This is a genomic window from Psychrobacter sp. AOP7-C1-14, from assembly GCF_052376135.1.
GTDB lineage: Bacteria > Pseudomonadota > Gammaproteobacteria > Pseudomonadales > Moraxellaceae > Psychrobacter.
Genome location: NZ_JBQSVH010000001.1, coordinates 391752 through 406389, shown reverse-complemented (window position 1 = coordinate 406389; position 14638 = coordinate 391752). Strand labels below are relative to the sequence as shown.

At 41.8% G+C, this 14638-nt stretch carries 13 protein-coding genes; all 13 read left to right on the top strand.

Going from position 1 to position 14638, the window contains the following annotated elements; genetic code table 11:
- The first annotated feature begins 24 nt into the window (after positions 1-24).
- The 13 genes from proB to pyrF all read left to right on the top strand — a co-directional run bounded on the left by proB (position 25) and on the right by pyrF (position 14616).
- Positions 25-1197 carry a glutamate 5-kinase gene (gene proB, locus ACT3QN_RS01760; protein ID WP_444522316.1) on the top strand — a complete coding sequence of 391 codons (1173 nt, stop codon included), beginning with the start codon at positions 25-27 and terminating at the stop codon, positions 1195-1197.
- A 90-nt stretch (positions 1198-1287) separates the two neighbouring features.
- Entirely contained in the window at positions 1288-2424 is a 1137-nt protein-coding gene (gene hemE, locus ACT3QN_RS01755) for a uroporphyrinogen decarboxylase (protein ID WP_444522315.1), read from the top strand.
- Between the two features lie 103 nt (positions 2425-2527).
- Positions 2528-3595 carry an N-acetyl-gamma-glutamyl-phosphate reductase gene (argC, locus tag ACT3QN_RS01750; RefSeq protein ID WP_444522314.1) on the top strand — a complete coding sequence of 356 codons (1068 nt, stop codon included), beginning with the start codon at positions 2528-2530 and terminating at the stop codon, positions 3593-3595.
- Positions 3596-3698: 103 nt separating this feature from the next.
- Positions 3699-4565: a hypothetical protein gene (locus tag ACT3QN_RS01745; RefSeq protein WP_444522313.1), complete on the top strand. Its 867-nt coding sequence runs from the start codon at positions 3699-3701 to the stop codon at positions 4563-4565.
- Positions 4566-4738: 173 nt separating this feature from the next.
- Positions 4739-5134 carry an ATP-dependent Clp protease adaptor ClpS gene (locus ACT3QN_RS01740; protein WP_444519473.1) on the top strand — a complete coding sequence of 132 codons (396 nt, stop codon included), beginning with the start codon at positions 4739-4741 and terminating at the stop codon, positions 5132-5134.
- A gap of 638 nt (positions 5135-5772) precedes the next feature.
- Positions 5773-8313, top strand: a complete 2541-nt coding sequence (gene clpA, locus ACT3QN_RS01735; protein WP_444522312.1) for an ATP-dependent Clp protease ATP-binding subunit ClpA — start codon at positions 5773-5775, stop codon at positions 8311-8313.
- A gap of 180 nt (positions 8314-8493) precedes the next feature.
- Positions 8494-9231, top strand: coding sequence for a uracil-DNA glycosylase (locus ACT3QN_RS01730; RefSeq protein WP_444522311.1), 738 nt, complete (start codon positions 8494-8496; stop codon positions 9229-9231).
- An 18-nt stretch (positions 9232-9249) separates the two neighbouring features.
- Positions 9250-9783, top strand: coding sequence for a tRNA adenosine(34) deaminase TadA (gene tadA / locus ACT3QN_RS01725; RefSeq protein WP_444522310.1), 534 nt, complete (start codon positions 9250-9252; stop codon positions 9781-9783).
- Positions 9784-9971: 188 nt separating this feature from the next.
- Positions 9972-10739, top strand: a complete 768-nt coding sequence (gene cmk, locus ACT3QN_RS01720; RefSeq protein WP_444522309.1) for a (d)CMP kinase — start codon at positions 9972-9974, stop codon at positions 10737-10739.
- 307 nt (positions 10740-11046) lie between these two features.
- Positions 11047-12735 (top strand): 30S ribosomal protein S1, encoded by a 1689-nt coding sequence (gene rpsA / locus ACT3QN_RS01715; protein ID WP_444519478.1) that lies wholly within the window; start codon positions 11047-11049, stop codon positions 12733-12735.
- A 323-nt stretch (positions 12736-13058) separates the two neighbouring features.
- A complete protein-coding gene (locus ACT3QN_RS01710; RefSeq protein WP_444519479.1) occupies positions 13059-13358 on the top strand; it encodes an integration host factor subunit beta in 300 nt (99 codons plus the stop codon).
- A gap of 59 nt (positions 13359-13417) precedes the next feature.
- Positions 13418-13825: a lipopolysaccharide assembly protein LapA domain-containing protein gene (locus ACT3QN_RS01705; protein ID WP_444522308.1), complete on the top strand. Its 408-nt coding sequence runs from the start codon at positions 13418-13420 to the stop codon at positions 13823-13825.
- A 92-nt stretch (positions 13826-13917) separates the two neighbouring features.
- Entirely contained in the window at positions 13918-14616 is a 699-nt protein-coding gene (gene pyrF / locus ACT3QN_RS01700) for an orotidine-5'-phosphate decarboxylase (protein ID WP_444522307.1), read from the top strand.
- The last annotated feature ends 22 nt before the right edge of the window (positions 14617-14638 follow it).

The window sequence follows — 14638 nt, the reverse complement described above, 5'->3', positions numbered from 1 at the left end:
ATTTATATGAAAAAAGGAGTTTATATGGCAGATGACATAGCAAACACGGTGGAAGAAGCAAGATTTGTTAAGCAAACTCGCAACTTTGATATTCAGCGCGTTATTGTCAAAATTGGTTCATCGCTGTTAACTAATAATGGTCGAGGGCTGGATCGTACTGCCATATATGAGTGGGCAAAGCAGATTGCTCGCCTGCACAAACAAGGGGTTGAAGTACTGCTAGTATCGTCAGGTGCTGTCGCTGAAGGTGTCGTACGTATGGACCTTGATGAGCGCCCTAAAAAACTAGCAGCATTACAAGCTTGTGCATCCATTGGACAGATGGGTCTGATTGAAACATGGTGGTCAGCATTGATTCAGCATGGTATTCAAAGCTCACAACTATTGCTGACTCATGATGATTTATCTAACCGTAGTCGTTATCTCAATACCACAAGCGCGCTGACGCAGTTATTAGAATGGCGCGTACTCCCTGTTATTAATGAAAACGATACCATCACCATTGATGAGATTAAATTCGGTGATAACGACACCCTAGGTGCAATGGCAGCCGCGATGGTTAATGCTGACTTGTACATTATCTTAACCGATCAGGACGGTGTCTTTACTGATAACCCACGTGACAATCCTAATGCAAAAATGATTCGTCAAGAACGTGCGATGGCTGATTATTTGTTTGATATTGCAGGGGACGGCGGTAAGCTAGGTCGCGGTGGTATGCTAACCAAAATTCGTGCTGGCCGCCTTGCGGCAATGGGCGGCTGTCCAACCGTTATCGTCAGCGGTGCCATCGATGACGTGATTACCCGTGTGGTATCAGGTGAAGCAGTAGGTACATTGCTGACGACTAATGATGAAGATAAGATCATCGCGCGTAAACAGTGGCTGGCTGCGCATCTACGTATGTCAGGTAGCTTGGTCGTTGATGCAGGTGCTGCCAAAGCATTGACCGAGCAAAATAGCAGTTTGTTACCAGTAGGTGTTGTCGAAGTCCGTGGTGGTTTTGATGAAGGTGATGTTGTAGAAATTATTCATCAAGATACTGGCGAACGCATAGCTGTTGGGCAGGTTAATTTCTCATCAAATGATGCACGTCGTGTCGCTCGTGAGCGTACCGAACATTTCGATAAGATCTTTGGTAGTAACGAAGAACGTGTCGTCATGGTACACCGTGACAACCTTGCATTGACTGTATAACACTTCTATTTAACTCTTTATCCCATTCATTTTATTCAGCACAACATCTATTTATAAATGTGGATATTGTGCTGTTTTGGAGATTTGCACATGAGTGCTTCAGACGGTAGTAACTCGGTTCAGCAACAGTTTGCACCTTTAAAAAACGATAGATTACTACGTGCATTGCGTTTTGAGCCCATTGATACCACACCAGTATGGATGATGCGCCAAGCTGGTCGTTATTTGCCAGAGTATAAGGCAACGCGTGCTGAAGCAGGTGATTTCATGAGTCTGTGCAAAGATACAGACCGCGCGACTGAAGTGACTCTACAGCCATTGCGTCGTTATGATTTAGATGCCGCTATTCTATTTAGTGATATTCTAACTATTCCTGATGCGATGGGACTGGGGTTATATTTCGAAACAGGAGAAGGCCCTAAGTTCAAATATCCTATTCGTGAGCAGGCGGATCTTGATAGATTGCCAGTACTTGAGCCAAACGATTCTTTAGACTATGTGATGCGAGCCGTCACCAGTATCCGTAAAGCATTGAATGGTCAAGTCCCATTATTTGGTTTTTCTGGTAGTCCGTGGACATTGGCTACTTATATGATAGAAGGCGGTAGCTCAAAGGATTACCGTTATACTAAAGGCTTCTTGTATAGCAACCCTGACTTTTTACACCAGTTACTAGATAAGCTGGCAACATCTGTCATTGATTATTTAGATGCCCAAATCGTAGCGGGTGCTCAAATCGTTCAGATATTTGACAGCTGGGGTGGGGCACTAGGTCATCGTCAGTTTATCGACTTTTCACACAATTACAATAAACGTATCGTCGCCGAACTAAAGGAACGTCATCCACAAGTACCTGTCGTGTTATTTACTAAAGGCGGTGGGTTGTGGCTTGATATTCAGGCTGATAGTGAAGCAGACGTATTAGGTCTAGACTGGACGATGCCGATTGATCGTGCGCGTCAAGTATTGACCGAGAGTCAGCGTCAATTGACCAAAAAGCATAAAAGACTGCAAAGCAGCAAGGCTCTCCAAGGCAATTTAGATCCAGCGACGTTATATGGCTCACCTGCAACTATTCGTTCTGAAGTGAATGCTATGCTTGATCGTGCTTATGCTGATGGTGAAAAGACTGGTTATATAGCAAACCTAGGTCATGGCATCACTCAGTGGGTCAACCCTGATAATGCCAAAGTGTTTGTGGACGCAGTACACGATTATAAAATTTAGGATATTTAGAGATTGATTCTATATTTGTAGAGTTGTATGCATTATAAGCAAGTATAGAATCTATCAGTGCATATTTAGTATTTACCATGAAAAAAGGTGTCTTATGATTTCAGCAGCGATCGTCGGTGGTACAGGCTATACAGGTATTGAGCTTATTCGCTTATTATCTTCTCATCCTGAAGTTTCTATTGATTTATTAACTTCTCGTAGCGAAGCTGGCACTCGTGCTGATGAAATCTTCCCAAGCTTGCGCGGTGTGTCTGACATTGTTTTCAGCGACTTAGGTGATAATACACTTGCTGCATTACAAGAATGCGATGTCGTGTTTTTTGCGACGCCGCATGGCGTAGCGATGAAGCAAGCTGAGGCGCTTACCCAAGCTGGCGTCAAGGTTGTCGATTTGGCTGCTGATTTTCGTTTGCAATCATTGACGGACTTTGAGCAATGGTACAAGCAGTCGCATGCCTGTCCTGAGTTGTTAAAAACAGCAGTTTATGGACTACCAGAAGTTAATCGTAATAAGCTCGCTGATGCTTTACTAGTGGGTAATCCTGGATGTTATCCAACGACTGCAATTTTGGGTCTAAAACCGATTATCGAAGCGCAGAATAAACAAGAAGAGCGTTTGATTGAGTCTCGTATCGTTATCGATGCGAAATCTGGCGTATCTGGTGCTGGTCGTCAAGCATCGCTTGCACTCAATTACGCTGAGTCAACAGACAGCTTTAAAGCTTACAGCGTTGAAGGTCATCGTCATTTACCTGAGATTGAGCAGGGTATTGCGCAGTTATTAGATAGCCAGTTCGCGCACCGTGTTCGTTTTTTACCACACCTAGTACCGATGATTCGTGGCATGCTAAGCTCTATCCATATGGAGCTGACTGATGCAGGCGCGGCTATCGATTGGCAGCAAGCATTTGAAAATAACTATGCATCAGAGTTGTTTGTTGATGTCATGCCGAAAGGTCTTTACCCAGATACGCGCAGTGTTCGCGCCAGTAATCGTTTACGCATTGCGGTACATCAGGACAATGAGCGCGCTGAGCTAACAGTTATCGTTGTTCAAGATAACTTAGTCAAAGGTGCTGCTGGTCAGGCTGTACAAAACATGAACGTGATGTTCGGTTTTGATGAGTCACTGGGATTGAACTTTGCACCGATTGTTCCTTAATATCAATTACTTCATATTCCAATCATTCACATTTACGGTGCTAGGTATTGATTATAAATTCAGCTATAATGATTTGCCCTTACTCTTAAGAGATACCGTCTAAATGCGTGTTCAGTTCGTACTACGCTTTTGCTTACAGCCAGCACGTCTATTGTGTAAAGACTCGGTTATACATAGCTTGGAGCGCAAACAGCATTCCTTTGGAAACCATAGCGCTTCTATAAGTGGTGTTGATAGCTCACAACGTGGGGCTTCTACATTGGTGTTGGTGCTATTTGTAGTGGCAATACTAGTGACAGCAGTGGTTGGGCTGGTATTCGGTCACAAGCTTGGCTATCAACGTGGTCTCCATTTAATGGAAACAGAAGCTAAGCAAGCAGTTATTGATAGCACTAAAGCGACACAAGCACTAGAAGACTTACGCCTTAGCAACAAGATAGCCACCAACCAAGCGGCAACTGCTAAACAGGAACTGGCTATTAGTTTGGCTAATTTAAAAGATTTGCGTGACAGCCAACAAGAACTAGCGATAGAAAATAAACAAGTGTCACAGCTCAATGAGTTATATTCGGATGTCATTCGTAAGAAAGGTGGTATGCCTCTACAAGTATTAGGGGCAAAGATTTCGCCACTACCTGAAAATGCTTTTGAGTATGGTTTTGATATTGGGATGCTTAGTCGCGATGGTCAAGCGAAGCTCTTGACGCCTGTCTTGACGCTACTTAATAATGACGATTTTGTAGAAGTGCCGCTCGACCCTACTTATCATATGATCGAAGGTATTGTTCGGATACGTGGTCGCTTTGTAATGCCATCGGGGTTTAGAGCGTTGCAAGCAAAACTGACCTTGCAAGCTGGTGGTCAACAGGTAGAGCAACTGTATGACTGGAAGCTCGGTGACAATGTGGATAACATGCTACCATCGCTCTTAGATTTACCGGAAATTGATGAAAGTCCTATCGTACCTTAATTACCTCATGTCTTAACAACATACTCAGTGACAATAGTGGATAGTGTGGTTGAAATCGAAGCCCAATAGCTCCAATTAGTGGTTGTGCTTTATACCATGCTTTATCGCCTGCCTTAGTAACACCTTCTATCTTAAACTTACCTTATAATTATATTTTGATTATGATGAAAAAAATGATATCACAAACCATGCCAACGGTTGCCGATTGGCACTTCCCCAATATGCCTGCTCATCGTGCACAAGACGGTGATACCGATGGTGAAACGTCACCGCAAGCAGATGTATTGGTTGCAGAGCCTGAAATAGCCAAACCGCCCATGTATGCGGTCGTTATGTACAATGATAACTACACGCCGATGGAGTTCGTTGTATACATACTGCAGTCAGAATTTCGTCATAGTATGGATTCTGCAGTCGAGATTATGTTGACTATTCATAATAGCAGTAAAGGTATTGCTGGTATTTATCCCAAAGATATCGCCGAAACCAAAGCCAAAAAAGTAAATAGTCTGGCACACCGTGAAGGTTATCCATTACTGACCCAAATTGAACCGCATCAAGGCGAGTAGAGCCAGTTATTAACTTTTATATCGGTATGTCGCTCTATCAAAAATTTTACCTGCTATTTTTCACCTCTAATTAATTCATATCAAAGCTCGCTTTTATAGTGAGCTTTTTCGACTTTTCAGTCATTCTCCTTGTATGCAAGTAGTGTCTCTCAAAAATGGATTTATTATCCATAGAGTATTGATTTTTATAGCAAACAACCCTATCTATTAAAGATTCCCATTTAATAGTTTTAGACTAAGCACCGTAGTCAAAGCTGCTAAAACCACGTCATCACTAGATTCTCAAGTATCAATATCTCTTTTTACCCAATCAGTTTTTCACTATTTAATATTCGTTGTTAGAGTTGTCACTATTAGCTCGTAGCACGCTTTGATACATTTTAGTCTGTGTTAATAGATTGACTCCGCCGAAGTATCGTGTTGATATAAAGAAAAGCGGCCATGGATAGTGATGATTACTGTTGGCTGATAGCGAGATTATAGTATTTGATAAACAGTCTACCGCTCACCTCATTTATTCATGACTTCTAATAATACGAACATAGCCCTTGAACAATTCATCTACCGCCCTGATTTACTTACTAACTCATTCATAAAACTATCAATTATAAAGATAGATATAACCGTAGGAAGTTGTTATGTTAAGTCGTCATCTTGAAGTTTCTCTACGTTTAGCAATGACGCTTGCGCGCCAAAAGTCGCATGAGTATCTCACTGTTGAACACTTACTGTTGGCCTTATTAGAAAACACCCATGCTGCCAATACGTTGACTGCTTGTAATGCTAATGTCTCGGCGTTGCGTACTGAGCTTGAGGTTTATATTAATAAACACACGCCAACTATCGATGCTGATACAGAACAGTCTCCGCAGCCAACTCAGAGCTTTGATCGTATTTTGCAACGTGCTATTTTTCATGTGCAGTCGATCGGTGGTGGTCGTTTGGTTGAAGGGTCTGATATTTTAGTTTCTATGTTTTCAGAGCATGATACTTATGCTGTCTACCTGCTCAAAAAACAAGGCATCAGTCGCCTTGAGCTAACTCAGTATTTATCACATGGTCAAGATAAAGAAGAGCCCTCTGAATCGCGCGGCTCAGCAGGCACTGAGCGCCGTAGTGCCTCTGAAAAGACCAGTAAAGATCCTTTAGTTGAATTTGCGACTAATCTAAATCAGCGAGCCGCTGAAGGTAAAACGGATCCTTTGATTGGACGTGCCTCTGAGATTGAGCGTGCTGCCCAAGTATTATGCCGTCGCCGTAAAAACAATCCATTGCTAGTAGGTGAGCCTGGTGTGGGTAAAACCTCTATCGCAGAAGGTTTAGCATGGTTAATTATTAATGACAAAGCACCGAAACCACTTAACGGCTGCGTGATTTATAGCCTTGATATCGGCTCATTGATTGCAGGTACTAAATACCGCGGTGACTTTGAAAAACGCATGAAGTCATTGCTTGATGCGCTAAAGAAAAAACCGAATGCAATCTTATTTATTGATGAGATTCATATGATTATTGGTGCTGGTTCATCTATGAGCAGTAACATGGATGTATCGAACCTTATCAAGCCAGCGCTTGCCAATGGTGAACTGCGTTGTATTGGTTCAACAACCTTTACTGAGTATCGTCAAGTATTTGAAAAAGACCATGCATTGTCACGTCGTTTTCAGAAAATTGATGTCAAAGAACCCAGTGTGGATGACACCATCGATATCTTACGCGGTCTAAAACCACGTTATGAAGAATTTCATAATGTTGAGTATACGGATGAAGCGTTAGTGACGGCAGTACAGCTATCAGCTAAACATATTCATGAGCGTTTCTTGCCTGACAAAGCTATTGACGTAATTGACGAAGCAGGTGCTTATAAGCGTTTAGGCGTAGTGCCTGATGTCGATGATATCGAAGCTGAAGAAAGCTTTATTACCGATTTAGAGCAAGATTTTGATGCACAGATTGATACTGATGAAGAAGATATCGATACTGATGCAGATAACGAAATGCAGGATGAGGTCGTAGCTGCGAAAGCAAACGATGGTAATGAGTCAACAGAGAATGTGAACTTATCAAAAAGTCAAAAACCACCAATGAAAATTGATGTTGCTGATATTGAAGCTATCATTGCTAAGTTAGCACGTATTCCACCCAAATCTGTATCAAGTGATGATAAGAGTATCCTTGAGCATTTAGATCGAGATCTTAAGCACTTGGTGTTTGGTCAAGATGAGGCGATTGGCACGCTAGCTGATGCTATTAAGTTATCACGTGCAGGATTGAAAGCACCTGATAAGCCAATTGGTTCATTTATGTTTGCAGGTCCAACTGGTGTGGGTAAAACAGAAGTGTCACGTCAATTAGCGAATCTGCTAGGTGTAGAGTTAGTCCGCTTTGATATGTCAGAGTATATGGAAGCGCATACGGCTTCACGTTTGATTGGTGCACCTCCAGGTTATGTTGGCTACGATCAAGGTGGCTTACTCACTGAAAGAATCAATCAGCATCCACATTGTGTGTTGTTGCTTGATGAGATTGAAAAGGCGCATCCAGATGTATTCAACTTGTTACTACAAGTAATGGATCATGGTACGTTGACTGATAATAATGGTCGTGTGGCAATCTTTAAGCAGGTCATCGTTATTATGACAACGAACGTCGGTGCTGATAGCATTAGTCGCTCGTCAATGGGCTTTACCCAACAAGACCATAGCCGTGATAATACAGAGTCGCTCAAACGTGTCTTTACGCCAGAATTCCGCAATCGTTTAGACGCTATTATCCAGTTCAATCCTCTAGATACGTCAGTTGTTGTATCGGTTGTTGATAAGTTCTTGGTTGAATTACAAGTACAGCTTGATGATAAGCAGGTGACATTAGAGATTGATGATGATGTACGTGATTACTTGGCGGATAAAGGCTATGACCGTCTAATGGGTGCACGTCCGATGCAGCGTCTGATTCAGGATGAAATCAAAAAACCACTGGCAAGTATGATTTTGTTTGGGGATTTGGTCAATGGCGGTGTGGTGCATCTGACCTTAGAGCCTAAAGTCGATGACTCTAAAGAGAGTGATGCGATGAAGCTTGATAAGGCCTCAGACAAAAGCTCAGCTGATAGCCGTATTGTACTGACAGTCGTTGAAACTCATGAACCACATTCTGATTCTGAGTTTCTAGCCAGCTAAGTTTTTTAATGTTGACATCATAAGAACGGTTACCGCATTACTGCGGTAGCCGTTTTTTTGTTGCTATAATTCACCAACAAAGCGCACACCGTTTTTTGTTAGTATGATTATTTACAGTAAACTGGCTTTAACAAAGCTACGGAACTTATAACAAGATAACAAGTATAAAAAGGACGCACTATGGAATTGTTCGATGAACCGACAACCAAGACTCCAGAACAAAAGCAAGCGATTTTAGACAATGTCCGTTTACCAGAGGATTGGAAAACGGCATTAGCAGATGAATTAACGTCTGAGAATATGGATAATCTACGCGCATTTTTAAAGGAAGCCTATCAGTCCGATGATAGTATCTATCCTCCTGCACCATTGATGTTCAATGCGCTTAACCTCACGCCTTTGTCACAAGTCAAAGTGGTAATCTTGGGCCAAGATCCTTATCATCGTCCAGGTCAGGCTATGGGGTTATCATTTTCTGTTCCTAAAGCCATTCCAAAACCACCATCGTTGAATAACTTGCTTAAAGAAATGGCAGATGATATTGGTATTCGCCCCTCATCGCATGGTGATTTGACATATTGGGCGCAGCAAGGTGTTCTATTGCTTAATAGCTCACTGACTGTACGAGAAGGCGAGCCAAACAGTCATCAGAATAAAGGTTGGGAGCAGTTTACGGATGCTGTCATTGATGCAGTTAATGAACAGACAAAGCATACCGTATTTATTTTGTGGGGTAGTAAGGCCCAAAAGAAAGGTAAGTATATCGATACGGATAAACATTTGATTCTGACAGCGGTACATCCATCACCATTGGCAGCAAACCGCGGCGGGTTCTTTGGCACTAAACCCTTTTCTAAAACGAATGATTACTTAGTGCAATATGGCCAAACGCCAATTGACTGGCAACTACCACAATAAATGCAAAATACACAGCACATGAAATTAATATCGCCTCTGTCTTCAAATATTCAAACCAGCACCTTTTGGTCAGTTGAAGATGTTAAATGGATGCAACAAGCTATTGAACTTGCCAAACAGGGTGCTGATCGAGGAGAGGTGCCAGTAGGCGCTATACTGGTACATGATAATCAAATTATCGGCCAAGGATTTAATCAACCAATCAGTAGCCATGATGCTACTGCTCATGCTGAGATAGTTGCCTTGAGAGACGCCTGTATACGTCTAGAGAACTATCGCTTACCATTGCAGACTACCTTATATGTCACTCTAGAGCCTTGTACGATGTGTATCGGCGCATTAATCCATGCGCGTGTAAACAAGTTAGTATATGCAGCGAGTGAACCACGTGCTGGGATGGTTGGTAGTCAAATGGACTTGTCGTTACAACCGTTTTATAACCATAGTATCCAAGCCTACAAAGGGTTATGCAGCGAGCATAGTAGCCAAATATTAAAGACGTTTTTTCGTGAGCGTAGGCAGGCTGCAAAAAAGAATAAAGCCAGTATGTAAACTAAAAAGATTAATAACAAGATATCCGTCTTGGTGCTAGTGGTTACGATGATTTTTTGCTATAATATCGCCCTATTTAATAGCACCCATCTCAATAGACTATTAAATAATGACCATTCGAATAAGTACTGTCTTATTAATAACATATGATAAGTGATATTAATAACGCATATTATTGAGTAAGTATTATGACTAGTTTTACATCTGACAATGTTTTACTCAATAGAGATGATAGCCGTACTTCATCAGTGCGTTATCCTGTTATTTGTATCGACGGTCCTAGTGGCGCTGGTAAAGGTACGGTTACATGGCGTCTAGCACAAATGCTGGGCTATCAACTGTTAGACTCTGGCGCGCTTTATAGAATCGTTGGTTTAAAAGCATTTGAAGCAGGTTTAATCAACGCAGATGCTAGCCAATCGATTGACGAAAAGGCCGTACTGGCCTTGACTGAAAGCTTAGAGATAGCATTTGTACCAAATAATGATTCAGGACGTATAGATATCATTGTTAATGGACAAGCGGTAGGTGAGCAAGTACGCAATGAAACAGTCGGTGGCTACGCATCACAGATAGCAATCTTTCCACAGGTGCGCCAAGCATTGCTCAAGTTACAACAAGATATGGCCACTCGTTCAGGCTTAGTGGCTGATGGTCGTGATATGGGTACAGTCGTCTTCCCAGATGCTGATGTCAAAGTGTTTTTGACGGCTAGTGCTGAAGCGCGTGCAGAGCGCCGTGTGGCACAGTTATCGAATGCCGGTCAGACAGCAGGTTTTGAGGCGATTTTAGCGACGATAAAAGCGCGTGATGACCGTGATGAAAATCGTAGTACAGCGCCATCGAAGCCTGCGGCAGATGCATTATTACTGGATAGTTCAGCGCTCAATGCTGATGCAGTATATGAGCAGGTCAAAAAGCACTGCCAAGATAAAGGTATCTTTTTCAATAGTTAATAATTTAATAGCTAGTAAAAACAACATATTAAGTACTAAAAACTTCCCTACTAATCATGTTTTTAGTATAAAATAACACGGTTGAGTTAAATATTATCCAAATAGCAACAAAAAATTAGCTTATTTGAAATATAGCATTCGATATAAGACAGTTGTTGTTAGTCAGTTTTAGCCATAATGAGCTCGCTATCAACAAACGTTTTTTTATATGATTGCATGGGATATAAAACCAGTATTTCGTTCTATACAATCATAAATTTGATCCGTACTGTGCTGGACAGGATACGGCTATACAAAGGTAGACATAATGGAATCATTTGCTGAACTATTTGAAGCGAGCATTGAAGAGCAGGGCCTAGATATCGAGCGTGGCTCGGTTATTACAGGTGCTGTTGTGGCCATCGATAGCGATTGGATCACAGTAGATACTGGTCTTAAATCTGAAGGTATCGTCGCTCGTGAAGAGTTTTTAAGCGAAGAAGGCGAACTTGAAGTTGAAGTTGGCGATAGCGTTGATGTCGTAGTTGAAGCGGTTGATAACGGCATGGGTCAAACCTTGCTGTCACGTGAGAAAGCTAAACGTGTTGAAACTTGGAACTTCCTTGAAAAAATCGCTGATAACGATGAAATCGTTAAAGGTATCATTTCAAGCAAAGTTAAAGGCGGTTTCACTGTAGATATCGGTTCAGTACGCGCGTTCTTACCAGGTTCATTGGTAGATGTACGTCCTATCCGTGATACAACGCATCTTGAAGGCAAAGAGCTAGAATTCAAAGTCATCAAACTTGACCAAAAGCGTAACAACGTTGTTGTTAGCCGTCGTGCAGTTATGGAAGCTGAAAACTCAGCTGAGCGCGAAGAGCTATTGAACAAGCTTGAAGAAGGCATCGAGATCGAAGGTATCGTTAAGAACCTTACTGACTACGGCGCGTTCGTTGATCTAGGTGGTATTGATGGTCTATTGCACATCACTGACATGGCATGGCGCCGTATCAAGCACCCATCTGAAGTTGTTGAAGTTGGCCAAGACCTAAAAGTTAAAGTATTGAAGTTTGACCGTGAACGCAACCGTGTTAGCCTAGGTCTAAAACAACTTGGTACTGATCCTTGGGATAACGTTGGCGGCACTTACCCAGTAGGTAGTGTTGTAAAAGCTCGCGTAACCAACTTGACTGACTATGGTTGTTTCGCTGAGATTTCTGAAGGTATCGAAGGTCTAGTACACGTATCAGAAATGGATCATACCAACAAAAATATCCACCCATCTAAAGTTGTTCAAGTGGGTGATGAAGTTGAAGTAATGATTCTTGATATCGATGAAGAACGTCGTCGTATCAGCCTAGGTATCAAACAAACTCTAGCTAACCCATGGGACGAGTTTGATAAGAAACATGAGCGCGGTGATAAAATCACTGGTACTATCAAATCAATCACTGACTTCGGTATCTTTATCGGTCTAGACGGTGGTATTGATGGTCTTGTTCATCTATCTGATATCTCTTGGAACGAAACTGGCGAAGATGCTATCCGTAACTACAACAAAGGCGACACCGTTGAAGCAATGGTACTGTCTGTAGATGCAGAAGCTAACCGTATCAGCCTAGGCGTTAAGCAGTTGAGCTCTGATCCATTCAACGAATACCTAGTGAGCAATGACCGTGGTGCTATCGTTAATGGTAAAGTAAAAGAAGTAGACGCTAAAGGCGCTACCATTGAACTTGCTGACGAAGTTGAAGCTTATCTACGCGCTTCTGAAATCCAACGTGACCGCGTTGAAGATGCTACTAAGCATCTGACTGTTGGTGATGACGTTGAAGCGAAAATCATCAGTGTTGATCGTAAAACACGCAATATCAACTTGTCTATCAAAGCGAAAGACGAAGCTGAAGAGCGTCAAGCAATCAAAGAACTAAGCAGCACAAGTACTACTGCCGCTACTGGTTCTGATGCACAGCCAAAAACTATTGGTGATTTGATCAAAGAACAAATGCAGTAAGCTGTAAACCATTGATATAAAAGTAATATAAAAAAAGCGACTTCGGTCGCTTTTTTTTATGGTTAGCTTTTATCAACACGGTTAGTGATAGAGGTTTTTAGCCAAATGGGCAAACTCTTATTCCCATTTACGCTAATATCCGCTATCATTTGCACCATTGAGTAACGAGATGATAGTTATAAGCTTTTTATAGTCATGATGCAATTCTGAAGATTGGTTTTAAAAATTCAGTCTTTATAATTTAATTATCCATACGCATTTTTGTACTATAGAGCATTGACTCATCATTAGCTTATCCATCAATCAATAAGGCAAGTGTAATAATGCAGCAAGCGATTAACAAATCTGAATTTATTAGTAATTTGAGTGCAAACTGTGACAGCATGGCAGATACCGTGGTTGATGACGCAGTGCGTGAAATTTTAAATTTGATGACCCATACTTTAGCCAATGATGGCCGAGTCGAAGTTCGTGGATTCGGTAGTTTTTGTCTGCATCATCGCCGTGCCCGCATGGGACGCAATCCTAAAACAGGCGAAAGTGTACCTGTACCAGCTAAAGCGATTCCACACTTTAAACCAGGCAAAGCTTTACGCGAAGCAGTAAATGATACGGTAAGTTAAACTAATACTGATTATCGAGCTGTTCAATATTTATCATTCCAAACTGAGGTAACTGTCTCATGCGCTTTTTACTATTTGTATTGCTGTTTTTGAGCTTTGCTTATTCGCTTGGTTTGGTATTGGCAAATAATACTGAGGTCGGAGTCAACCTGCTGTTTTCGCAAGCACCTACGATGAATCTAGGGTTGCTACTGATCTTGTGTTTAATACTTGGCATCATCATTGGTATATTGCTTGCACTTCTTATGTTCCGTGTATTGCAAAATAAGTGGGAAATTTCACGTTTGCAAAAAGCAAATACAAACCTACAAGAGCAATTGACTCAAGCAAACACAGTTATCGATCGTCAAGCAAGCGCGCCAACAGTAGATGAAGCTGTTTATGGTGCTTCTGCTACCAATGGGAAAAATAGTGACGCGACTAGCCTAACTGAAGGCTCTACTCTGACTAAGCGTAAACGAGATTGAGTTATTAGGTGATCTGCTAGACGATAATTCAACGACCTTGTTGTTGACCTCAAATAAGATACTTTGATAACTTCAAAATATATGGTAAACCCATGAATAATGTAATTAACTCTCCAGTTGTCGTCGCTTTAGACAATATGACGGTAGAGGCGTCTTTAGCGCTGGCTGACCAGCTAGATCCATCTCAATGTCGATTGAAAGTCGGTAAAGAGCTGTTTACGCGTTGTGGCCCTAATATCATCAAGGCATTGCATCAACGTGACTTTGAAGTGTTTCTAGACTTAAAATTTCATGATATTCCTAATACCACTGCTCAAGCCGTATTGGCTGCTGCAGAGCTTGGTGTATGGATGGTGAATGTTCATGCTAGCGCAGGTCTAGAAGCTATGTCGTTGGCAAAACAGCGCTTACTAGATAGAAATCTTGATACATTACTCATCGCAGTCACTGTATTAACCTCTATGGATAGCGAAGCGTTAATGCAAACAGGTATCACTGATAGCTTAGATGCCCAAGTGAGCCGACTGGCACAATTGACTAAGCAAGCTGGTTTAGATGGAGTGGTATGCTCGGCTCAAGAAGCAAAGACACTTAAATCATTATGTGGTCAGGACTTTAAACTGGTGACGCCTGGTATACGCCTAGCTGAAGACAGTGCGGATGATCAAAAACGTATCTGTACACCAAGTCAGGCATTAACGGACGGTTCTGATTATTTGGTTATTGGACGTTCGATAACTCAAGCTGTAGACCCTGCTGCTAAACTACAGACCATACTTCAAAGCATTTAATTTTGAGTAGGTATTGAGTAAA